The organism is Dyella sp. 05T440 (assembly GCF_056395965.1).
The window spans coordinates 349,837-370,240 of the sequence record NZ_JBFTKN010000005.1 but is presented as its reverse complement, the minus strand read 5'-3'; the positions used below and the strand labels follow the sequence as shown (position 1 = coordinate 370,240).

At 62.7% G+C, this 20,404-nt stretch carries 18 protein-coding genes; 6 read left to right on the top strand and 12 right to left on the bottom strand.

Features of this window, described 5'->3' with window-relative positions:
- Positions 1-4 precede the first annotated feature (4 nt).
- The 4 genes from AC1DE1_RS08545 to AC1DE1_RS08530 form a co-directional block, all read right to left on the bottom strand.
- Positions 5-1,051, bottom strand: coding sequence for a glycosyltransferase family 2 protein (locus tag AC1DE1_RS08545; RefSeq protein WP_477175376.1), 1,047 nt, complete (start codon positions 1,049-1,051; stop codon positions 5-7).
- A gap of 118 nt (positions 1,052-1,169) precedes the next feature.
- Positions 1,170-2,288, bottom strand: a complete 1,119-nt coding sequence (locus AC1DE1_RS08540) for a UDP-N-acetylglucosamine 2-epimerase (RefSeq protein WP_477175375.1) — start codon at positions 2,286-2,288, stop codon at positions 1,170-1,172.
- A 2-nt stretch (positions 2,289-2,290) separates the two neighbouring features.
- Entirely contained in the window at positions 2,291-3,145 is an 855-nt protein-coding gene (locus AC1DE1_RS08535) for a glycosyltransferase family 2 protein (RefSeq protein WP_477179056.1), read from the bottom strand.
- Between the two features lie 122 nt (positions 3,146-3,267).
- Positions 3,268-4,440, bottom strand: coding sequence for a DegT/DnrJ/EryC1/StrS family aminotransferase (locus AC1DE1_RS08530; protein ID WP_477175373.1), 1,173 nt, complete (start codon positions 4,438-4,440; stop codon positions 3,268-3,270).
- Positions 4,441-4,667: 227 nt separating this feature from the next.
- Between AC1DE1_RS08530 and pilB the strand changes: the two genes are divergently transcribed.
- From pilB to coaE, 4 genes are all read left to right on the top strand, one after another.
- Positions 4,668-6,389, top strand: coding sequence for a type IV-A pilus assembly ATPase PilB (gene pilB, locus AC1DE1_RS08525; RefSeq protein WP_477175372.1), 1,722 nt, complete (start codon positions 4,668-4,670; stop codon positions 6,387-6,389).
- A gap of 156 nt (positions 6,390-6,545) precedes the next feature.
- Entirely contained in the window at positions 6,546-7,808 is a 1,263-nt protein-coding gene (locus AC1DE1_RS08520; protein WP_477175371.1) for a type II secretion system F family protein, read from the top strand.
- A gap of 71 nt (positions 7,809-7,879) precedes the next feature.
- On the top strand, positions 7,880-8,737 hold the full coding sequence (locus tag AC1DE1_RS08515) for a prepilin peptidase (protein WP_477175370.1): 858 nt from the start codon (positions 7,880-7,882) through the stop codon (positions 8,735-8,737).
- Positions 8,734-9,357, top strand: a complete 624-nt coding sequence (gene coaE, locus AC1DE1_RS08510; RefSeq protein ID WP_477175369.1) for a dephospho-CoA kinase — start codon at positions 8,734-8,736, stop codon at positions 9,355-9,357. Before AC1DE1_RS08515 ends, coaE begins: the two co-directional genes overlap by 4 nt.
- 7 nt (positions 9,358-9,364) lie before the next feature.
- Here coaE and AC1DE1_RS08505 read toward each other — a convergent pair whose 3' ends face one another.
- The 4 genes from AC1DE1_RS08505 to lgt all read right to left on the bottom strand — a co-directional run bounded on the left by AC1DE1_RS08505 (position 9,365) and on the right by lgt (position 12,621).
- On the bottom strand, positions 9,365-10,318 hold the full coding sequence (locus tag AC1DE1_RS08505; RefSeq protein ID WP_477175368.1) for a Nudix family hydrolase: 954 nt from the start codon (positions 10,316-10,318) through the stop codon (positions 9,365-9,367).
- Positions 10,319-10,327: 9 nt separating this feature from the next.
- On the bottom strand, positions 10,328-10,816 hold the full coding sequence (locus AC1DE1_RS08500) for a dihydrofolate reductase (RefSeq protein WP_441602544.1): 489 nt from the start codon (positions 10,814-10,816) through the stop codon (positions 10,328-10,330).
- Positions 10,817-10,932: 116 nt separating this feature from the next.
- Positions 10,933-11,727 (bottom strand): thymidylate synthase, encoded by a 795-nt coding sequence (locus AC1DE1_RS08495; protein ID WP_441602543.1) that lies wholly within the window; start codon positions 11,725-11,727, stop codon positions 10,933-10,935.
- Between the two features lie 3 nt (positions 11,728-11,730).
- Positions 11,731-12,621 (bottom strand): prolipoprotein diacylglyceryl transferase, encoded by an 891-nt coding sequence (gene lgt / locus AC1DE1_RS08490; protein WP_441602542.1) that lies wholly within the window; start codon positions 12,619-12,621, stop codon positions 11,731-11,733.
- Between the two features lie 355 nt (positions 12,622-12,976).
- Here lgt and AC1DE1_RS08485 point away from each other — a divergent pair, with 355 nt between their 5' ends.
- A complete protein-coding gene (locus AC1DE1_RS08485; protein ID WP_477175367.1) occupies positions 12,977-15,871 on the top strand; it encodes a TonB-dependent receptor plug domain-containing protein in 2,895 nt (964 codons plus the stop codon).
- 171 nt (positions 15,872-16,042) lie between these two features.
- Here AC1DE1_RS08485 and AC1DE1_RS08480 read toward each other — a convergent pair whose 3' ends face one another.
- From AC1DE1_RS08480 to AC1DE1_RS08465, 4 genes are all read right to left on the bottom strand, one after another.
- Positions 16,043-16,546, bottom strand: coding sequence for a TPM domain-containing protein (locus tag AC1DE1_RS08480; RefSeq protein ID WP_477175366.1), 504 nt, complete (start codon positions 16,544-16,546; stop codon positions 16,043-16,045).
- 1 nt (position 16,547) lies between these two features.
- Positions 16,548-17,405 (bottom strand): TPM domain-containing protein, encoded by an 858-nt coding sequence (locus tag AC1DE1_RS08475; RefSeq protein WP_477175480.1) that lies wholly within the window; start codon positions 17,403-17,405, stop codon positions 16,548-16,550.
- A 40-nt stretch (positions 17,406-17,445) separates the two neighbouring features.
- Positions 17,446-18,060 (bottom strand): LemA family protein, encoded by a 615-nt coding sequence (locus AC1DE1_RS08470; protein ID WP_441602538.1) that lies wholly within the window; start codon positions 18,058-18,060, stop codon positions 17,446-17,448.
- Between the two features lie 139 nt (positions 18,061-18,199).
- Positions 18,200-18,574, bottom strand: coding sequence for a diacylglycerol kinase (locus AC1DE1_RS08465; protein WP_046970359.1), 375 nt, complete (start codon positions 18,572-18,574; stop codon positions 18,200-18,202).
- A 233-nt stretch (positions 18,575-18,807) separates the two neighbouring features.
- Here AC1DE1_RS08465 and AC1DE1_RS08460 point away from each other — a divergent pair, with 233 nt between their 5' ends.
- Positions 18,808-20,340: a peptide MFS transporter gene (locus tag AC1DE1_RS08460; RefSeq protein ID WP_477175365.1), complete on the top strand. Its 1,533-nt coding sequence runs from the start codon at positions 18,808-18,810 to the stop codon at positions 20,338-20,340.
- Positions 20,341-20,404: the final 64 nt, after the last annotated feature.

The window sequence follows — 20,404 nt, the reverse complement described above, 5'->3', positions numbered from 1 at the left end:
TCAATTAGCCGCGCATCTTTTTTGCCGAGGGACGATGGGCGACATGGTGACGATGACCCCATGCCACCCGGCGCAACGAAACAGCCTGCCAGCCTCCTTTCAGGAATGTCCACGCGCCATAGTGCGCACTCAGGTCACGCAAGGCGAAGCGAGCGGTGGCGCCATCACGCGCGCTGATAGCCCATAGCAGAAGACCAACGGACACTTCCCAACGATAGGCCATGGGATAGTCTTGGCGCGCACTGAAAAATGCACGCGCGTCAGAATCGAACTCGAGGCACGAACGCAGAAAGGCTAGCCTTGCTTTCTTGCCGGAACGCAAGACGGAGAACGGGCTCTCGCGGTATACGGCAGTTACTTCGGGGACGTACGCCACTTTCCAGCGCGAGGTGACATAGGCCGCCAGAACCGTGTCGCCGAAGCGATACTCGCGACGCTTCAATCCAGAGTTGGAGCAGGCCAGGACGGCGCTCCGGCGAAGCAGGATGGTGCATGTCCGCAGGATCTTCGGACAATAGAACCTGCTAAACAACTCGCCTTCGAGCAGCGAAATGGGAAGCCAGCGGTGGACGGGACGACGCCATCCCACTTGCCAACCATCGGCCCGCTTTCTGGCACGCACCCAATCGGTATGCACGACACCAATTTCAGGGTCACTGGCAATCTGGGCCACCTGGCGCGCGAGCTTGTCCGTGGCGCACCAATAATCGTCGCCTTCGCAAAACGCGACGAATTCACCTCTCGCCGCGTCAAGGGTGCGTTGGCCGTTGGCGTTCATCCCGACGTTGGAGGCCGAGTAGATCACGCGGACCAGATGCGGATATCGGCGCTGATACTCCAGTGCGATCTCGCGCGTTCCGTCCTTCGATGCGTCCTCGCCGATAATCAGTTCGAAAGGAAAATCGCATTGCTGACTGACCACACCTTCAATGGCCTGCGCCAGGTATTCGGCGTGGTTGTAGGTAATCATCAAGACGCTCACCAACGGCAGCGCAGGTAGCTTGTCGGCGTCGCCGACTTGCGTGACGTGATCGGAAGCTACGGTGAGCATGGTGTCGAACAGCTTACAAGTGTGGGAAAAATGATGCCGGGAACGCTCAAGCGCTCCGTCGGTGAGTTAAAAAGCGATAACTCGAGATCGATGGCAAAAGGGCCGAAGCCAAAATCCCTCACGCTGAAGCCTGCTCGTCACCCTGCGCATATCCGGAAAAATACTGCGCCACCCGATACGACGGGCCGTTCTCGCCAAAGACCATCGCCGGTCGGCGTAAAGTCTTCGCGCCACCATCCAAAATGTAACGAAGGACTCCTCCAGGAACGTCCCGCTCCATCAACGCATTTGCGCCGAGACCGTCCGGCCGCTCCGTGCGTGCACGCATGATGATCGTGGGAATGCCGAGCGCAGCGAGTTCCTCCTGATTGGACCCGCCGTCGGTCAACACGCAGGCTGCACCCGCGGCCAGCCGGATAAAGTCGCGATACCCCATGCGCGGAAGCATCTCGATGCCACCCAAGGCCGACAACCTGTCCATATACCCCTCAGAAGCCAGCCGGCCTCGCGTCGCGGGATGCAGAACAAATTTCACCGGTTGCGTCCGCGTGAGATTCTCCACCAGTTCGACCAACTGGCGCAGTCGCCTGGCTTCGTAGAGATTCTGAAAGCGATGAAGCGATACCAGGAGGTAAGCATCTTTATCGTCCGGAGCTGCAGCCAATGCTCCTGTCAGGCGGACCGCATCGACGATGGAGTTCCCTCTGGTATCCAATACTTCGCGATGCCCGCGGCGGCGCATGAACTCAGCCGCCTGGGCATTAGGGCACATGGCGATATCCGTCAAACGAAACACAAGACGTCGCACCAATTCCTCGGGAAATGGGTCAAGCAACGTTCCGGAACTAAGTCCACTTTCGAGGTGAACGACACTGGCACCACATCGCCTTGCTGCGTAAGCCGCAATAAGCGTGGAAAGAGTATCACCGTGGACCAGCACATGCGCCTGGTTTGTGTCGCCACTCGTGAGCTCACCAAGTTTGCGCTTGATGCCCCGATAAGCAGCGGGAAGCCAACGCATGAGAGCCAAGATAGTCGAATGCTCGGCAGCCTTTATGGCCTGCACCTGCGGCGACCGGATGCCGAACTCGTCGAGGAGATCCTGCATGGTTTCATGGTGCTGCCCTGTCATCAGAAGTACGACTTCTAGCTCCTGCTTCTCGCAAGCGACAATCACGGGCGCAACCTTGATCAACTGCGCCCTCGTACCTATCGCGAAGATCAATTTTTTCGCCATATTCAGGCGTCTCGGCGGTAGGTCAGCGCCGTGATCTGTTCCGAGACGAGCCCAATCAGAAAGATGATCACCGACGCGCTCCACAACAAGGCGCTGCCATTGGTTAGGCGACCATAGGCCAGGAACGTACGCAAATAGTTGGCGCAACCGAGCACAAAGAATACTGCGCTCGCCGGCACAAACAACTTCAAGGGCGAATACAGAGTGGCGATCTTGAAGATGATCAAGAGGAAGCGGATGCCATCCTTGATCGGCTTTATGTGACTCTTGCCAATGCGTTGCGCGGCCTTGATCGGGACATAAGCCACGGGGTAAGCACTGCGGAAAAAGGCCATGGTGCTGGTGGTGGGGTATGAAAAGCCGTTCGGCAGCAAGTGCATAAATTCGCGGAACTTGTCCGCGCGCACGGCGCGGTAGCCGGAGGTCAGGTCGGCCACCGTATGGCCGGTCATGCGCGTGGCCAGCCAGTTGTAGATGGTATTGGCTACGCCTCGTCCCACGCCGGCCTGGCTGCTCCAGTCGCGGGCGCCTACGACCATGTCGTATCCCTCTCCCAGCTTTTCCAGCAAGCGCGCAATATCGGCGGGGTCATGCTGTCCGTCACCGTCCATGAAGACCAGCATGTCACCGGAGGCCGCGCGCGTACCGCGCTTGATGGCTGCGCCATTGCCCATGGAGTAAGGCGAGGACAGGCAGGTCACCCCTGCCGCGATACAGATGTCGCGCGTATCGTCAGTCGAACCGTCGTCCACCACGATGATTTCCGCCTCCGGCTGGGCTAGTCGCAGGCGAGGTAACAGGCCTTTCAGGGCCGCCCCCTCGTTTTTGGCAGGCAGGATGATGCTTAGGCGGCTCAAGAGCGTGTCCCCGGAAGTGAAGCGGCATCATAACCTGAGCTCCGCTGCGTTCAGCAGCAGATGGCGACCAGCGCGAATTTGCGGGCGCTGCATCACATCACTCCCAATGCGTTGCCTGTGTCTCAGGCGCGGATGACTGACCGCACCGCATCGATCACGCGTTCAGCATCCTCATCGGACATGGCCGGAGAAAGCGGCAGGCTCACGGTCTGGCGCCCCAGGCGCATGGCTTCCGGCCATTGCTCGGGGCGCCAGCCGAAGCGTTGCTGGTAGTAAGGATGCTCGGGCACCGACAGATAGTGGACGCCTGTGCCGATCCGCAGCGCGTTCATGGCCTCAAGAAAACTGTCGCGGTCGATGCCGCAGCGCAGGGCATCGATCATCACTGTATACAGGTGGTAGCCATGGCGCGTTCCATCCGCCGGTGCGGCCGGGAGCCCGATCGGCAGGTCTGCCAGCGCCTCGTCGTAGTACTGCCACAACTGCCGACGACGCCGCCAGTTGTCTTCGACCCGGGCCAGCTGGTGGATGCCGATGGCCGCCTGCAAGTCCATCATGTTGTACTTGAAGCCGCACTCGACCACCTGATAGTGCCGGTAGCCCTGGTCGCCGAAGCGATGCCACGCGTCCTTGCTCATGCCGTGCAGGGCCAGCACGCGGGCGCGGGCGATGCGTTCCTCGTCACGCCCCAGGATCATGCCGCCCTCCCCCGTCACCACGTTCTTGGTGACGTAGAAACTGAAGCAGCCGAAATCCCCGAAGCTACCCACGGGCTTGCCCTGGAACTCGCTCTCGATGGCATGGGCGCAGTCTTCGATCACCACCAGACCGTGCTTGTCGGCGATGGCCATGATCCGGTCCATGGCGCAGGGCCGGCCCGCGAAGTGGACCGGCAGGATGGCTCTGGTTCGCGGGGTAATGACCGCCTCGATGGCGTCCGGATCGATGTTCTGCGTGACAGGATCGACGTCGGCGAGCACCGGCGTGAGCCCCGCATGGAGAATGGCGTTGACCGTGGCGCAGAAGGTCAAAGGGGTGGTGATCACTTCGCTGCCCGGCTCCAGGCCCGCCGCCACCATGCTGACGTGGAGAGCCGCCGTGCAGGAGTTCACTGCCGCCACCTGGGAGGGCCGGGCCTGGCGCCATGCGGCAAAATCCCGCTCGAACTGTGCAACCCGTGGACCCGTCCCCAACCAGCCTGAGCGCAGGCAGGCCTCGACTTCGGCGATCTCAGCCTCTTCGATCTGGGGGGCGCCAAAGACGAGAAAGGGCCGCAGGGGGTCAGGATGTGTCACAGGTCGCGCTTTATGGGGACTGGCGGCATTTCTATCCCAATGCCACGGCCCGGTCTACGGACAAAACCGGCGAGGCACGTCTGTTGCATGTCCGGATGGCGCGCCCGATTCAGGCTGGTTCTGTGCGCCCGGTCACCCCAAGGCTTTCAAATCCTGAGCCGATGGGATGACCAACCCCGCCAACTGGGGTAAATTCCCTTCTTATCAGGGGGCTGGGCCGTATCGCTATGTCAACGCTAATGCAACCGTCGCTCGCAGGCCTCACCGGCCTGGCGCGCAGACTGGTATCGGAAGATGTGCTCCCGGAGACCGATGTTCGCCGGGCCGTGGCCGAGTCGACCCAGGGAAAGGCCTCGCTCACCGCCTGGCTGCTGGACAACAACCTCGTAGACAGCGCGCGACTCACCCGCATCGCCTCCGACGAGTTCGGCATGCCGATGATGGATGTGAGCGCCTTGGTTCCCGCCAATTTGCCATTGAACCTGATCAGCGAAGCGCTGATCAACAAGCACAAGGCGCTGCCGCTGTTCAAGCGCGGCAAGCGATTGTTCGTCGGTATTGCCGATCCGATGCAATCGCATGCGCTGGACGAGATCAAGTTCCACTCCAATTGCATGGTGGAACCGATCCTGGTGGATCGCAGTCAGCTCCTGCGGGTCATCGAAACCGCGCTCAACGCGATGAGCAACGCCATGCCCGAGATGGGCGGCGGCGATTTCGATGAATTGACGCTGGAAGGCGGCGACGACGAAGCTGAATCCACTGGCATCGACGCCAATTCGAACGACGACGCTCCGGTGGTCAAGTTCGTCAACAAGATCCTGGTCGACGCGATCAAGCGCGGCGCCTCGGACATCCATTTCGAACCGTTCGAAACACAGTATCGGGTGCGCTTGCGCATGGATGGCATGTTGCGCGCTGTCGCCAGCCCGCCGATGAAGCTCGCCGCGCGCATTTCCTCCCGCATCAAGGTGATGTCGGGCCTGGACATCGCCGAGCGCCGCGTGCCGCAGGACGGACGTATCAAGCTCAATTTGTCCAAGAGCCGCTCGGTCGACTTCCGCGTCAGCACGCTGCCCACGCTGTTCGGCGAAAAGATTGTGCTGCGTATTCTGGACGGTTCTGCCGCCAAGCTGGGCATCGATGTTCTGGGCTACGAGGAAGCGCAAAAGCAACTCTATGTCGATGCCATCCATAAACCCTATGGCATGGTGCTGGTAACCGGCCCCACCGGCTCAGGTAAGACAGTATCGCTCTATACGGCGCTCAACATTCTCAACACCGCCGAGCGCAACATCTCGACCGTGGAAGACCCGGTTGAAATTCGCGTCGAGGGCATCAACCAGGTCCAGCAGAACGTCAAGCGCGGCATGACCTTCGCCGCGGCGCTGCGTTCCTTCCTGCGACAAGATCCGGACGTAATCATGGTCGGCGAAATCCGCGACCTGGAAACGGCGGAAATTGCCATCAAGGCGGCGCAGACCGGCCATATGGTGCTCTCGACGCTGCATACCAACGACGCGCCGCAGACCATTTCGCGCATGATGAACATGGGCATTGCGCCTTACAACATCACCTCGTCGGTAACGCTGGTCATTGCGCAGCGCCTGGCGCGTCGTCTGCACGAATGCAAGCGCCCCATCGAGTTGCCGCCCAAGACGTTGCTGGACGCCGGCTTCACACAGGCCGACATCGACGCCGGCCTGGTCGTCTATGAAGCGGTCGGCTGCGATAGCTGCAATGAGGGCTACAAGGGCCGTGTTGGTATTTACCAGGTGATGCCGATGCTGGAAGAGATCCAGAAGATCATCCTCCACGGCGGTAACACGCTGCAGATTGCCGAAGCGGCCAAGAATGCCGGAGTGAACGATCTGCGTGCCTCGGCGTTGTTGAAGGTCAAGAAGGGCATGACCAGCCTGGCCGAGATCGACCGCGTCACCAAGGATTGATCCCGGTATTGGCCGATATGGCCGCCGGGTTGGGCAGTCCGTCGCACCGAACTTGCGTCCGGTGCCACGAATTAGTCCAGGGGAATGACTTAAGCTGCACCGATAAGACGGCCGCCATCCTGAGGCGGTCCGACCGTACCAGCAGGGGGAAATGCCATGGCCGCGGCCACCGCTAAGAACGTCAAGTCGCTCGGCGCCCAGCGCGCCGAGATCAGCCAGCTGACCACGTACGACTGGATCGCCCTGGACAAGCGCGGCAAGCGCATGAAGGGCGACATGGCGGCCAAGAATGCTTCGCTGGTCAAGGCGGAGCTGCGCCGGCAGGGCATGAACCCGCAGACCGTGAAGGAGCGCGGTAAGCCGCTGTTCGGGGCCACCGGCAGCACGGTCAAGCCTCGCGACGTCGCCATCTTCAGCCGCCAGATCGCCACCATGATGGCCTCGGGCGTACCGATGGTGCAGTCCTTCGAGATCATCGCCGATGGCCAGAAGAACATCCGCTTCAAGAACATGCTGGTGGATGTGAAGCAGACCATCGAAGGCGGTTCGGCCCTGCACGAAGCACTGGCTAAGTATCCGGTGCAGTTCGATGAGCTCTATCGAAACCTGGTTCACGCGGGTGAGGCTTCCGGCGTATTGGATACGGTGCTGGACACCGTCGCGACCTATAAGGAGCGCACCGAGGCGATCAAGGCCAAGATCAAGAAAGCGCTGTTCTACCCTCTCATGGTGCTGGCAGTCGCCCTCCTGGTCAGCATGATCATGCTGCTGTTCGTGGTGCCGGTGTTTGCGCAGACCTTCAAAGATGCCGGCGCGGAACTGCCGGCCCCGACCCAGATTGTCATCAACGCTTCGGAATTCATGAAGGCATATTGGTGGGTCGTGATTGGCGTCATTGTGGGTGGCATCACCGCACTGGTCATGGCTAACAAGCGCTCCATCAAGTTTGCGCACTTCCTCGATCGCCTCATGCTCAAACTTCCCGTCATCGGCAATATTCTTCGCAATTCGGCCATCGCCCGTTTTTCCCGCACGCTGGGCGTGACTTTTCGAGCTGGCGTACCGCTGGTCGAAGCGCTTGACGCTGTGGCCGGAGCAACCGGCAGCGTGGTCTATGGCGACGCAGTCAAGCAGATGCGCGAAGACGTAGCAGTTGGTCACCAGCTGCAGCTGTCCATGCGCCAAACCGGAGTATTTCCTAACATGGTCGTGCAGATGACGGCCATCGGCGAAGAATCCGGCGCACTCGATCACATGCTGTTCAAGGTGGCCGAGTTCTATGAAGAAGAAGTGAGCAACGCGGTAGATACCCTTTCCACACTGCTCGAGCCCCTGATCATGGTGATCCTCGGCGTGCTCGTTGGTGGCATGGTCATCTCGCTCTACCTGCCCATCTTCAAGCTCGCGTCCACCGTGTAAGCTCTGGCCATCCAGGCCCCTCTCCCGCCGGGAGAGGGGCCTTTTTCATATCCAATCCTTCGGATTTATGCATGTTTGAGCTACCCCTTTGGGAATGGATTCTTGCAGCCGGTGTGCTTGGCCTCTTGGTCGGCAGCTTCCTCAATGTCGTGATCCTGCGCCTGCCCGAGCGCCTGATGGCCCAGTGGCGACTCGATGCCTTCGACACGCTGGCCATGGAGCCCGACAGCACTTCGTTGCCTCCCGGCATCGTGCGCGAGCCCTCGCATTGCCCTCACTGCAAGCATCCGCTCTCAGCCCGCGACAACATTCCCTTGTTTGGATGGCTGCTGTTGGGCGGCCGCTGCCGCTACTGCAAGACGTCCATTTCCATTCAGTACCCGCTGGTTGAACTGCTCAGCGGCCTGGCCAGCGCGGTCATTGTCTGGAAGTTCGGACCCAGCTGGCCGGCCGTGGCAGGACTGGTGTTCACCTGGATGCTCATTGCGCTGGCCGGCATCGATTTCCGCACGCAGTATCTGCCCGATCAGTTGAACTACCCGCTGCTCTGGCTGGGCCTGCTGCTAAGCCTTGTGGCGATGTTCGTGTCGCCGAACACCGCGATACTCGGCGCGGCGATTGGCTACCTCAGCCTGTGGAGCGTGTACTGGCTGTTCAAGCTGCTGACCGGCAAGGAAGGCATGGGCTATGGTGACTTCAAGCTGCTCGCCGCGCTTGGTGCCTGGATGGGCCCCACGGCGCTGTTGCCAGTAATCCTGCTTTCGTCCTTCATCGGCGCCATCGTGGGCGGCAGCATGATCGCGCTGCACAAGCATGGGCGTGATATTCCCATGCCGTTCGGCCCGTTTATTGCGGCGGCAGGATGGACCTGGTTCGTCGCCGGCGAATGGCTGCTGCAGCAGTACATGCAGCTGACGGGCATGCATTGACCGCGCCTCGCGCCAGCTATGTGGTCGCCCTTACTGGCGGCATCGCCGCCGGCAAGAGTGCGGTGTCGCGACGGTTCGAAGCGCTGGGCATCCATGTCTACGATGCGGATGTCGCGGCGCGTGAAGTGATTGCTGCGGGATCGGAGGGCCTGGCGGCCGTCGTCGCGCACTTCGGTGGCGATGTACTCGATGCCAGCGGTCAGCTGGATCGCAGCGCCATGCGGCAACGCGTGTTCGGCAACGATGCGGAACGGCGCGCGCTCGAAGCCATCACTCATCCGCGCATTCGCCAGTGGCTGCATGAACACGTCGCGGCAGATCGCGGCCCCTATTGCATGCTGGCGATCCCGTTGCTCGCCGAGAATCATGACCACTACCGCTGGGTGGATCGCGTTTTGGTGGTGGATGTGCCCGAGTCAGTGCAGCTGGAACGACTGACACGGCGCGATGGTATCGACGAGGCCCTGGCCCGGCGCATGATCGAGCGGCAGGCGCGCCGCGAACAGCGCCTGTCACTGGCCCATGACGTGATCGAAAACAGCGGTGACGAATCCGCGCTGGACCGTGCGGTGGTTGAGTTGCATGCACGCTACCTGGCTTTCGCTCAAGCGAAACCTTGAGCCGCGGTCACCAGAATCCGCGGATGCCGGCCACGCCCTGCCCGCCCGCGTGTCTTGCCCTTTCGAGCTCCTGCAGCGTCATGCCGCCGAGCGCATAGACAGGCAAGGGCGAGCTGTCGATCAAATGTTCGAAGGCCGCCCAACCCATGGGCGTCGCCTCGGGATGGGTGGCCGTCGCGGCTACCGTAGAGAGCGTGGCGAAGTCGACGATGTTCATCGCCCGCTGCAGATCCGCTGCATGATGACAACTCGCGCCCACCCATTGCCCCGTGGGCAAGGGACGCTCCTGCCAGTTCGCGAGTTGCGCTGCCTTGAGCTGAACTCCGGCGCCCGCGCCCAGCGCCAGCGCGCCTTCGACGTCACCACTCAACAGCAGATGGGCGTCCACGGCACGCGCTTCGATCAACAGACTGGCCGCCAGCTCCCGTACCAGTGCCGTTGACCACTGCGGGAAGCGCAGCAGCACCATGCGCTCGCCTGCCGCCATGGCGCCTCGAATCCGTTGCTGCCATTGGTTGAACGCCGACGATGGGACATCGGCGGTGATCGCGTAGCGCGTGGGCAGTTGGAGTGCGCGCAGGATATGCCGGTCCGCTGGCGTGAGCAGATCCACATCGACGGATGCCGGGGCAATCCAGCGCAACGCCTGGCCATCCAGCGATGCTGGCTCGCCCTGCCATCGACGCACGATGCGGGCATCCAGCAACAGCGAGCGTTCGCCGTAACGCCAGGGCACGCGGATCAGTGGTGCCTCGACGCTAGCCTCGACGCCCAGCTCTTCGCGCAACTCGCGCACCAGACCGTCGACCGGCGTTTCGCCAGCCTCCAGTTTTCCACCGGGGAATTCCCATAGACCGGCCAGGTGCTTGCCGGGGGGGCGCTGCGCCAGCAGCACGCGCCCTTGCGGATCGAGCATGACGCCAGCCATGACATGCATGGCGGCCGTCGTCGGAGCAGGCATCGCCTTGGCTCAGTCGTTGCGGATGTACTCGACCATGTCGAAGTCGTACGCGTGGGTACCGTCCTTCTTGTGGTGCACGCGGGACACTTCGGTCCAGTCGCTGAAATGCACGCCCGGGAAGAACGTGTCCGCGCCATCCACCGCACCATTGACCCAGGTGAGGTACAGGCGCTTGGCGGCCGGCAGGGCCTCACGGTAGATCTCGCCGCCGCCGATCACCATCAGGCCGGTGCCTCCGGCGCGAGCCGTACCCTCGGCTAGGGAACGAACGGTGACCTGACCCGGAAACGGCGCTTCGTGCTTGCGGCTCATCACCAGGTTGGTGCGGTCCGGCAGGGGCCGACCAATCGCCACCGCGGTGTTGTAGCCCATCAGCACGTACTTGCCGAGCGTGAGCTCCTTGAACCAGCGCAAGTCGTCCGGCAGGTGCCAGGGCAACTGGCCTTTGCGGCCAATAGCGAAGTTCTCATCCAGCGCGGCAATCAGCGAAATAGCCATGGAAATCCTTGCATTCATCGACAGTGTTGACCACCGCGCCGCCGTCCAGGGGCGTGGCGCGGCGCCGATCTTAGCAGGACCGGGGGCCGAACCCGGCAAGTGACAGCGTGCCGGGCTTACACGGCCACCGGCGCCTTGATGGCGCCATGCGGTTCGTAGCCCACGATCGCGATGTCCTCATAGCGGAAATCGAAAATCGAGCGAACCTCCGGGTTGAGCTCCAGCCGGGGCAGCGCCCGCGGCTCGCGGCTCAACTGCAGTCGCGCCTGCTCTACGTGATTGTTGTAGAGATGGGCGTCACCCAACGTATGTACGAAATCACCCACCCCCAGGTTGCATACCTGGGCGATCATATGGGTCAGCAGCGCGTAGCTGGCGATGTTGAACGGCACGCCGAGGAAGATGTCACCCGAACGCTGGTACAGCTGGCAGCTGAGCTTGCCGTCCGCCACGTAGAACTGGAACAGCGCATGGCACGGCATCAGCGCCATTTTCGGCAGTTCGCCGACGTTCCACGCGCTCACCAGCAGGCGGCGGGAATCCGGGTTGCGCTTGATCTCCTCCACCACCCAGCGGATCTGGTCGACCACACCGCCGTCGGCGGTGGGCCACGCACGCCACTGCTGCCCGTAGACCGGGCCCAGGTTGCCATCGGCGTCGGCCCATTCGTCCCAGATGCTGACGCCGTTCTGCTTGAGGTAGGCGATATTGGTGTCGCCCTGCAGGAACCAGATCAGCTCGTGGATGATCGATTTGAGGTGCAGCTTCTTGGTGGTGACCAGCGGGAAGCCTTCGGCCAGATCGAAGCGCATCTGCCAGCCGAACACGCTGCGCGTACCGGTGCCCGTGCGATCGGCCTTTTCGGTACCGTGATCGAGCACGTGCTGCAGCAGGTCGAGATAGGCGCGCACGGCTTACTCCTTGGTGGGCAGCGAAACGTTGTACGGACGCATGGTCGGCGCGTTGCGCGACATGACCATCAGCACCAGACCGATCAAGATCAGCGGCAAGGACTGAATCTGTCCCATCGTCAGCCAGCCCCACGCGAGGTAACCAAGCTGCGGATCGGGCACGCGCACGAATTCCACGCCAAAGCGGAAACAGCCATACAGCAGCGCGAACAGTCCGGAGATGAGATAACGCGGCCGCGGCTTGATCGACACCAGGAACAGCACGGTGAACATCACCACGCCCTCCAGCAGCATTTCATAGAGCTGCGAGGGATGGCGCGGCAAGCCGTTGAACTGGGCCAGGGCAGCCTGCCACTGCGGATGTGTCGCGGCCCAGTCCACGTCGGCGGAGCGGGCGTTGGGGAAGATCATCGCCCAGGAAACGGTATCGGGCTTGCCCCACAGCTCGCCGTTGATGAAATTGCCGAGGCGGCCCAGCCCCAGGCCCACCGGTACGATCGGCGCCACGAAATCGATCGTATCGAAGAAATGGATGTCGTTGCGGCGCGACCACCACCAACCCGCCGTCAGCACGCCCAGCAGGCCGCCGTGGAAGCTCATGCCGCCGTCCCACACGCGAAACAGCGCAAGCGGATCGGTCCAGATCCAGTGGATATCGGCGTAAAACAGCATGTACCAGATACGGCCGCCGACGATCACGCCCATCATCGCGTAGAACGCCAGGTCGCCGAGCGCATCGCGCGATACCGGCAGGCGGCCGCGCCGACGGCGGTATTCGGCGAGCAACCATGCGCCCAGGAACCCGCCCAGATACATCAAGCCATACCAGTGGATCTGAAGCGGCCCCAGCTTGAAAGCGACGGGATCGAAGGCGACGGTGAAGGGCTGCGTCATGGGCACACGGGCTGGCGGCAAAGCGCGAGTGTAGCGGGCAGCGCTGCTGGAGGGCATCGGGTCCATGCCTTTGGTGCGCCGACGCGATGCTGATACTCCCGACAGGCGACTAGATCAGCGCTTGCACAGAAATTTCTTAGGCACCCACCCGGGAACCAACTAGCAGCTGACTGTTGCATCAGGGTTGCACCTACCCGTCACTTTGTTTTAACTTCGGGATTACATCGCCTGTCCCCCAAGCCTGGCGATGCCACGGTGCGCACCCCTTCCCCAGGGTTGTTCGCGCCATCCCCATACCCAGATGTCCAGCCCTCGCGAGCTGGCTGATGGCTATTTTTTGTTCGGAGTTCCAACAATGAAGCAAAAGACCCTGCTGGCTACTGCCATCGCCGCAGCGCTCGTGCTGCAGACGTGGTCGGTGGCCGCACAGGATGCCGCTCCTGCCCCGGCTGAACAGTCCTCGGCCAAGAGCCTCGAGACCGTCACCGTCACCGGCTCGCGCATTCGCAGCGTTGACGTGGAAACCTCGCAGCCTGTGTTCACCATGGACCGCGCGGCGATCCAGGCCACCGGCCTGACCAACGTCAACGACATCCTGGCCCGCATGCCGTCGGCCGGTACTCCGGACATCACCCCGCAGGACACGCTGTCCTCGGGCGCTGACGTCGGCGGTCGCTACGTCAACATTCGCAACCTGGGTTCGCAGCGCACCCTGGTGCTGGTCAATGGCCGTCGCTGGAGCACCAGCCTCTCGGGCCTGACCGACCTGTCGACCATCCCCGTCTCGATGATCGAGCGCATCGACATCCTCAAGGATGGCGCCTCCTCCATCTACGGCTCCGACGCCATCGGCGGCGTGGTCAACATCATCACCAAGGAGAAGTTCGACGGCGCCGAAGCCACGGTCTACTACGGCCAGAACGGCAAGGGCGACGGCGAGACGCAGAACTACGACTTCACCTGGGGTCACTCGACCGAGAAGAACTCGATCATCGTCGGTGCCTCGTACCAGAACACCGATCCGATGTGGAACAGCGAGCGTCCCGAGACCTCGTACGCACAGGGTCCGCGTCACCCGACGGCTGGCCTGGGCCTGGGCCCGTACGGCCGCGTGGTCGATCCGACCACGGGCGACCAGTACGTCTACAACCACGGTTCGCAGACGACGACGGCAGGCGCGCCGACCGGCTACCACCTGTACGACCCCAACAGCACGGCCGACAAGTACAACACGCAGCAGGACATGACGTTCCGCGCGGGCACCAAGCTGAAGAACCTGTACCTGCAGGACCGCTACAAGCTCACCGACAACATCACGCTGCGCGCGGCCGCCAGCTACAGCTCGCGCGATACCTCGAGCCAGCTCGCCGGTTACCCGTTCCAGTCGGGCGCGGCTGATGAGCCGATCCTGATCAGCGGCCAGAACGCCTACAACCCGTTCCCGGGCCAGGACGTCGAGTTCTTCCGCCGCACGGTGGAAATGCCCCGCGTCACCAACGTCCAGTCCAATCTTGCGCACATCGACCTGGGCGCCGAAGGTTACTTCCAGTTCCTGAACCACGATTGGTCGTGGGACGCTGGTTTCACCTACGACGCCAACAAGATCCGCATCCAGGGCAGCGGCAACATCTATCTGCCCAATGCCCGCGCCGCGCTGGGCCCGACGACCACCATCAACGGCCAGGTCGCCTGCGCCAGCGCCGCTGATCGCGCCGCCGGTTGCGTGCCCTGGAACATCCTCGCCGGTCCGGGCGGTACCCCGCAGTCGGTGTGGAACTACCTGAACTACAACAGCACCGATCGCCAGGCCAGCTACACCTCCGACTGGTCCGCCAACGTGTCCGGCGGTCTGTTCGACCTGCCGGCCGGCACGGTCAACCTGGCCGTGGGCGTGGAGCATCGCGGCGAAAAGGGCGTCTTCCGTCCCGACGCAGGCGATGCCGCCGGCCTGACCACCAACCTGGCCAGCGCACCGACCAACGGCGCGTACAACACCAACGAAGCGTACGCCGAGCTTGACGTGCCGCTGCTGCGTGACCTGCCGGGTGCGCAGGAGCTGGGCATCAATATCGCCAGCCGCTACTCGCACTACAGCAACTTCGGCAGCACCACCAACAACAAGTACAGCTTCCGCTACCGTCCGTTCGCGGACCTGCTGGTTCGCGGTACCTGGGCCCAGGGCTTCCGTGCACCGACCATCAGCGATCTGGATGGCGGCATCGGCCAGAGCTTCGAAACCTTCCTGGATCCGTGTGACTCGGCCTACGGCGCTGCCGCGACCAACTCGCAGGTCAAGGCTCGCTGCGCCGCCGCTGGCGTGCCGGCGAACTATCGCCAGGTCGACCAGACCGGTGCGCAGGTCGCCAGCACTGCCGGTGGCCAGACGCCGGTGGCGTTCCTCTCCGGTTCGAACCCGAACCTGAAGCCGGAAACCTCGATCACCCGTACGCTGGGCATGGTCTACAGCCCGCACTACGTGGAAGGCCTGGACTTCACGGTCGACTACTACAACATCTACGTGAAGAACATCATCTCGTCGGTGCTTGCACAGAACATCGTCGACTATTGCTACATCAACGGCGACCAGAACTTCTGCAACAACTTCCAGCGCACGCCGACGGCGACCTCGAACCTCGCAGCAGGCTCGATCTCCTCGCTTAACGAAGGCCTGGCCAACCTGGGCACGCTGAAGACCGAAGGCTACGACGTCGGTATCCACTACCGTCTGCCGGAAACCTCGTTCGGCCGCTTCCGCATCGCTTCGGACAGCACCTACCTGACCAAGTACGAAGTGGTCAGCGGTCCGGGCGCGACGCCGCAGGATCTGGTCGGCTTCATGTCGGGCGGCACCGCCGGCGGCACGGGCGAAGACGGCATGTACCGTCTGCGTTCGAACCTGCAGGTCGATTGGGACTACAAGCAGTTCGGCGCCAGCTGGACCGTTCGTTACTACGCAGGCCTCAAGGACAGCTGCTACACCGCAACTGTCGAGTGCTCCTCGCCGGATTACACCAATCCGTGGTGGGGCACCTATGGCATGAGCCAGAAGGGTTCGGTTGCGTTCAACGACGCACAGTTCCGCTACACCGCGCCGTGGAAGGGTACGTTCTCTGTGGGTGTGAACAACATCTTCAACAAGAAGGGTCCGTTCTACTACTCGGTGACCACCTCCGGTACCGGCAGCGCGCCGTACAACCCGGCGTTCGACATCGACCGTTACTGGTACGTGTCGTACAACCAGAAGTTCTAAGCTCGAAAGAGTGCGGCACTTCGAAAAGGCGGGCCTTCGGGCCCGCTTTTTTTTGGCCTGAGTAACGGACAGAGGTAGCGACGGAGCGCTGCGGTCGCGCACAAGTGCGCTCCTACAAGGTCGCTACGCCCGTGTAGGAGCGCACTTGTGCGCGACCCGCCTTCCAAACAATCAGAGCAATACCGGCCTATCCGGCAATTCGTCCGGCGCATCTTTGTCATTGCCCGGAAAATGCCGCACGAGCAACGCATGCGCCTCGGCAATGCCGTCCAGGCAACCCGGCCGCCACTCGCCGCGGGCGAAGCGCGCCAGCATGTGATCGCGAATCGCATCCCATTCGGATGGTGCGACCACGGCAGCCACGCCGCGGTCGGCAAGAATCACCACGCGGTGCTCCGCCATGAGGATGTAAATCAGCACGCCGCTGTTGTGCTGGGTATCCCATACGTGCAGTTGCGCAAACACCTGCCGTGCGCGGTGTTCTGCGGTCATGCCGGCAAATACCGCGCCGGGCGCCAGCCGCGATTCGATGGCAAAGCACACCTCGCCGTGATGATCGCGCTCACCCTGCGCGATCGCACCAGCCATCTCGTCGAGCAGGCTCTTGGGAAAGCGCTGGCGCAGCTGGAACCAGCCGTCGAACAGATTCATCAGCAGACGTTGTGTGCGCGACATGTCACCAGCTCCCCGATGAACCACCACCGCCGAAACTGCCGCCGCCTCCGCTGAAGCCGCCGCCTCCGCTGCCGCCGCCAAAACCTCCGCCACCACCAAAACCGCCGCCGCCGAAGCCGCCAAAGCCGCCCCATCCGCCGCCACCGATGGAGCGCCCTCCTCCCCCTGGCAGCAGCATCAGCACGCCACCGATAAGCGCGCCAAAAATACCGGCGCCCAGCGATGCAGCCAGCAACCACACCAGCCCGCCGGTGATCGCAGCACCTATGGGCGTGCGCAACCAGACGGTGGTGCGACCCAAGACGCTGCGCAGGAAGAACGCCGCGAACGCGCCGATCAACAAGACGTGGCCAAAATCGATGCCACGACGGCGCTCGCGATTGCCACTCTCCACCGGCGGCGGCAGCGCCTCGCCATTGACCAGCTGAGTGAGCGCGCCCATGGCGTCGTGGATGCCGCCAAAATAATCATTGGTGCGGAATTTTGGCGCGATGTATTCGCGAATGATGCGCGCCGTGGCCGCATCGGGCACGGCGCCTTCCAACCCATAACCCACTTCGATGCGAACGCGTCGATCGTTCTTGGCCACCAGCAACAGCAAGCCGTCGTCCGTGCCCTTGCGGCCGATCTTATTCGCCTCCGCCACCGCCAGCGAATACTCCGCGATGTCCTGCGGCTGGGTGGTCGGCACCATCAGCACGACCAGCTGCGCGCCCTTGGTCTTTTCCAGTGACACCAGCTGTGCATCGAGCTGGTCGACCTGTTGCGGCGTGAGCGTGCCGGTGAGGTCCGTGACATGCCGGGTGAGCGTGGGAACGGTTTCGTCGGCATGCAGCAGCGCTGGCGGCAGCAAGGCCATCGCCAGCGCGAGCAGCAGGCGCGCGATGCGCCCGGTCACGTCAATGCGCCGAGCCAGCGGGCGCCGGGCTGCCGAAATCGACCGTCGGCGCCGTGGAAATAGCCTTCTCGTTCTCGACCGAGAAGTTCGCCTTGACCTGGTAGCCGAACATCTTCGCCGTGAGATTGTTGGGGAAGGTGCGGATCATCGAGTTGTAATCCTGCACTTCTTTCACGTAGCGGTTGCGGGCCACGGTGATGCGGTTCTCGGTGCCTTCCAGCTGCGCCTGCAGGTTTTGGAACAAACCGTCCGCCTTGAGGTTCGGATAGTTCTCGCTGACCACCATCAGGCGCGACAGCGCGCTGGACAGCTCGCCCTGCGCCGCCTGGAACTGCTTGAGCTTCTCGGGGTTGTTCAGATCGTCGGTGGTCAGCTGCGTGCTGCCCACCTTGGCGCGCGCATTGGTGACCTCGGTGAGCACGCGTTCTTCGTGCTGGGCATAGCCCTTCACCGTATTGACCAGGTTGGGCACCAGGTCGGCGCGACGCTGGTACTGGTTGAGCACTTCGGACCAGGCCGCCTTCACCGACTCGTCCTGGCGCTGGATGGCGTTATATCCGCAGCCCGAGAGGCCGGCGGCGACCAACAGCAAGGCGAGGACACGAAGAAGTTTCATGGGGGTGCTCCAATCCGGTGGAGGGCCCATTGCAGCATCCCGCATGTGACGGCGCAATCTTACGGAGTCTTAGATTCCGTCCCGAAGCGCGCCGGGGTGGCCACCGCACTCGCCGTCATTCCGGCCCAGGCAGCAAAAATCAGCCGACCCAGCGCGGCCACAGGATGAGACCCCAGCTCAACGCCGTCATGGTCAGCAGCAGGAACACCGCCGCCGAACCCATGTCCTTGGCGCGGCCGGCCAGCTCGTGGAATTCGGGGCTGACCTTGTCCACCACCGCCTCTACGGCCGAATTGAGCAGCTCGGCCGACAGCACCAGCACCGGCGGCAGGATCAGGGCGATCTTTTCCAGCGGGCCGTTGCCCAGCCAAAGGCCCAAGGGCACCAGGATCACGGCGATGCCTACCTCCATGCGGAACGAGGCCTCGTGGCGCCAGCCCGCCTGCAGTCCTTTCATGGACCACTTGAAGGCGTTCCAGATTTGCCGGGGCCCGCGGAAGCCGGTAGCGGCCATGGTGTCGTCCTCTGTGAGATTGCGGCGTGGCCGCGCCCGTGCCCGACGGGCACAAGGCCTCGATTTTGCCATATCGCCTGACGGGCGGGCAGACCGCAGGTTTCTGCATGCGGCAGTGCAACGTCAACTGAATGAATGTTGGGTTACGCTTGCCCACTTTGTGACCCCGTCAGGGGTTACGCGAGCCGGTCGCCCCGCGCGGCCGTTGTTAGAAACGCAGTACGGACAATTGAATGGCAATCCAGAATCCACCGGTCTCGCAGACCCGCTCGTTCAGCACCGTGTTCCTGATCGAGATGTGGGAGCGCTTCGGCTTCTACGGCATGCAGGTGTTGATGGTCACCTACATGATGAAGAAGCTCGGCTTCATCGATACCAAGGCCAATCTCGTATGGGGCGCGGCCGCTGCCTTGATCTACGCCACGCCCGCCATCGGCGGCTGGGTCGGCGACAAGCTCATTGGCACCCGTCGCACCATGGTCACCGGCGCGGTCGTGCTGGCACTGGGCTACGCGATGCTGTGGATTCCTTCCAACGATCCAACGCTCACCTATGTGTCGCTGGGCGTGATCATCGTCGGCAACGGCTTCTTCAAGCCCAACGCCGGCAACCTCGTGCGCAAGATCTACGAGGGCGACGACGTCCGCATCGATAGCGCGTTCACCATCTACTACATGGCAGTGAACGTCGGCTCGATGGTTTCGATGACGGCCACGCCCTGGATCCGCGACTACGTGGGCGCGCACTACGGCGACGCCATGGGCTGGCATACCGCGTTCGGCGCCTGCGCCGTGGGCCTGGTGCTGGGCCTGATCAATTACTCGCTGATGCATCGCACGCTGGCCCACATCGGCTCGCCCCCGGATGAACAGCCGGTGCAGCTCAAGCGCGTGTTTGCGCTGGTCGCTGCGTCGCTGGTGCTGGTGGTGGTGGCGGCTTTCATCCTGCAGAGCCTGCTCGCCGCCAAGATCTGCGTGTACCTCGCGGGCATCGTGATCCTGGGCATCTTCGTGCACCTGATCCGCAACGCCGGCAAGGGTGAGCGCGCGGGCTTGATTGCCGCCCTGGTGCTCACCGTGCAGACGATTTTCTTCTTCATCTTCTACGCGCAGATGGCGACCTCGCTGAATCTGTTCGCGCAGAAGAACGTGAATCTCTCGTTCGACGTGTTCGGCTTCCATGTCTTCAACTGGATTCCCGAGCAGTATCAGAACCTCAACGCGATCTGGATCGTGCTGCTGAGTCCGGTGCTGGTGGCGATCTACAACGGCCTGGGCCGCGTGGGCAAGGATCCGTCGGTGGCGTTCAAGTTCGCGCTTGGCTTTGCCGCGGTGGCGATCGGCTTCTTCATGTACGGCATCGGTGCCATGAGCGCCGTCGCCGGCCAGGTGTCGTCGTGGACGATGGTGTGGGGCTACGGCTTCTACTCGCTGGGCGAGCTGCTGGTGAGCGGCCTGGGCCTGGCCATGATTGCCCGCTACGTGCCGGCGCGCATGGGCGGCTTCATGATGGGTGCCTACTACGTGGCCGTGGGTATTTCGCAGTACCTGGGCAGCGTGGTGGCCAATATCGCCGCGATGCCGGAGAACATCAGCAGTCCGGTCGAGTCGCTGAACATCTACGTCAGCCTGTTCAACAAGCTCGGCTTCGTCGGCATCGCCTGCACGGTGATCGCCGTGGTCATGCTGCCGCTGATGAACAAGCTTTCGCGCAGCCACGCTGAAGTGCATACGCCGCTGCCGGCCGTGCACAGCGAAGAAGTCTGATCGAACCCTCTCGCCCCGCTCGTCGGGGCGAGTTTTCATGGGCGACCGGCGCGGCGCAAAGTGA

Bases quoted from the DNA above. Each gene is read 5' to 3' on its own strand.
- lgt (WP_441602542.1), bottom strand. From the start codon at position 12,621: ATGACGCAGCCCTTCACCGTCGCCTTCGATCCCGTCGCTTTCAAGCTG.
- pilB (WP_477175372.1), top strand. From the start codon at position 4,668: ATGTCAACGCTAATGCAACCGTCGCTCGCAGGCCTCACCGGCCTGGCG.
- AC1DE1_RS08460 (WP_477175365.1), top strand. From the start codon at position 18,808: ATGGCAATCCAGAATCCACCGGTCTCGCAGACCCGCTCGTTCAGCACC.
- AC1DE1_RS08485 (WP_477175367.1), top strand. From the start codon at position 12,977: ATGAAGCAAAAGACCCTGCTGGCTACTGCCATCGCCGCAGCGCTCGTG.
- AC1DE1_RS08475 (WP_477175480.1), bottom strand. From the start codon at position 17,405: ATGGCCTTGCTGCCGCCAGCGCTGCTGCATGCCGACGAAACCGTTCCC.
- AC1DE1_RS08480 (WP_477175366.1), bottom strand. From the start codon at position 16,546: ATGTCGCGCACACAACGTCTGCTGATGAATCTGTTCGACGGCTGGTTC.
- AC1DE1_RS08520 (WP_477175371.1), top strand. From the start codon at position 6,546: ATGGCCGCGGCCACCGCTAAGAACGTCAAGTCGCTCGGCGCCCAGCGC.
- AC1DE1_RS08545 (WP_477175376.1), bottom strand. From the start codon at position 1,051: ATGCTCACCGTAGCTTCCGATCACGTCACGCAAGTCGGCGACGCCGAC.
- AC1DE1_RS08470 (WP_441602538.1), bottom strand. From the start codon at position 18,060: ATGAAACTTCTTCGTGTCCTCGCCTTGCTGTTGGTCGCCGCCGGCCTC.
- AC1DE1_RS08505 (WP_477175368.1), bottom strand. From the start codon at position 10,318: ATGCCTGCTCCGACGACGGCCGCCATGCATGTCATGGCTGGCGTCATG.
- AC1DE1_RS08540 (WP_477175375.1), bottom strand. From the start codon at position 2,288: ATGGCGAAAAAATTGATCTTCGCGATAGGTACGAGGGCGCAGTTGATC.
- AC1DE1_RS08465 (WP_046970359.1), bottom strand. From the start codon at position 18,574: ATGGCCGCTACCGGCTTCCGCGGGCCCCGGCAAATCTGGAACGCCTTC.
- AC1DE1_RS08515 (WP_477175370.1), top strand. From the start codon at position 7,880: ATGTTTGAGCTACCCCTTTGGGAATGGATTCTTGCAGCCGGTGTGCTT.
- AC1DE1_RS08500 (WP_441602544.1), bottom strand. From the start codon at position 10,816: ATGGCTATTTCGCTGATTGCCGCGCTGGATGAGAACTTCGCTATTGGC.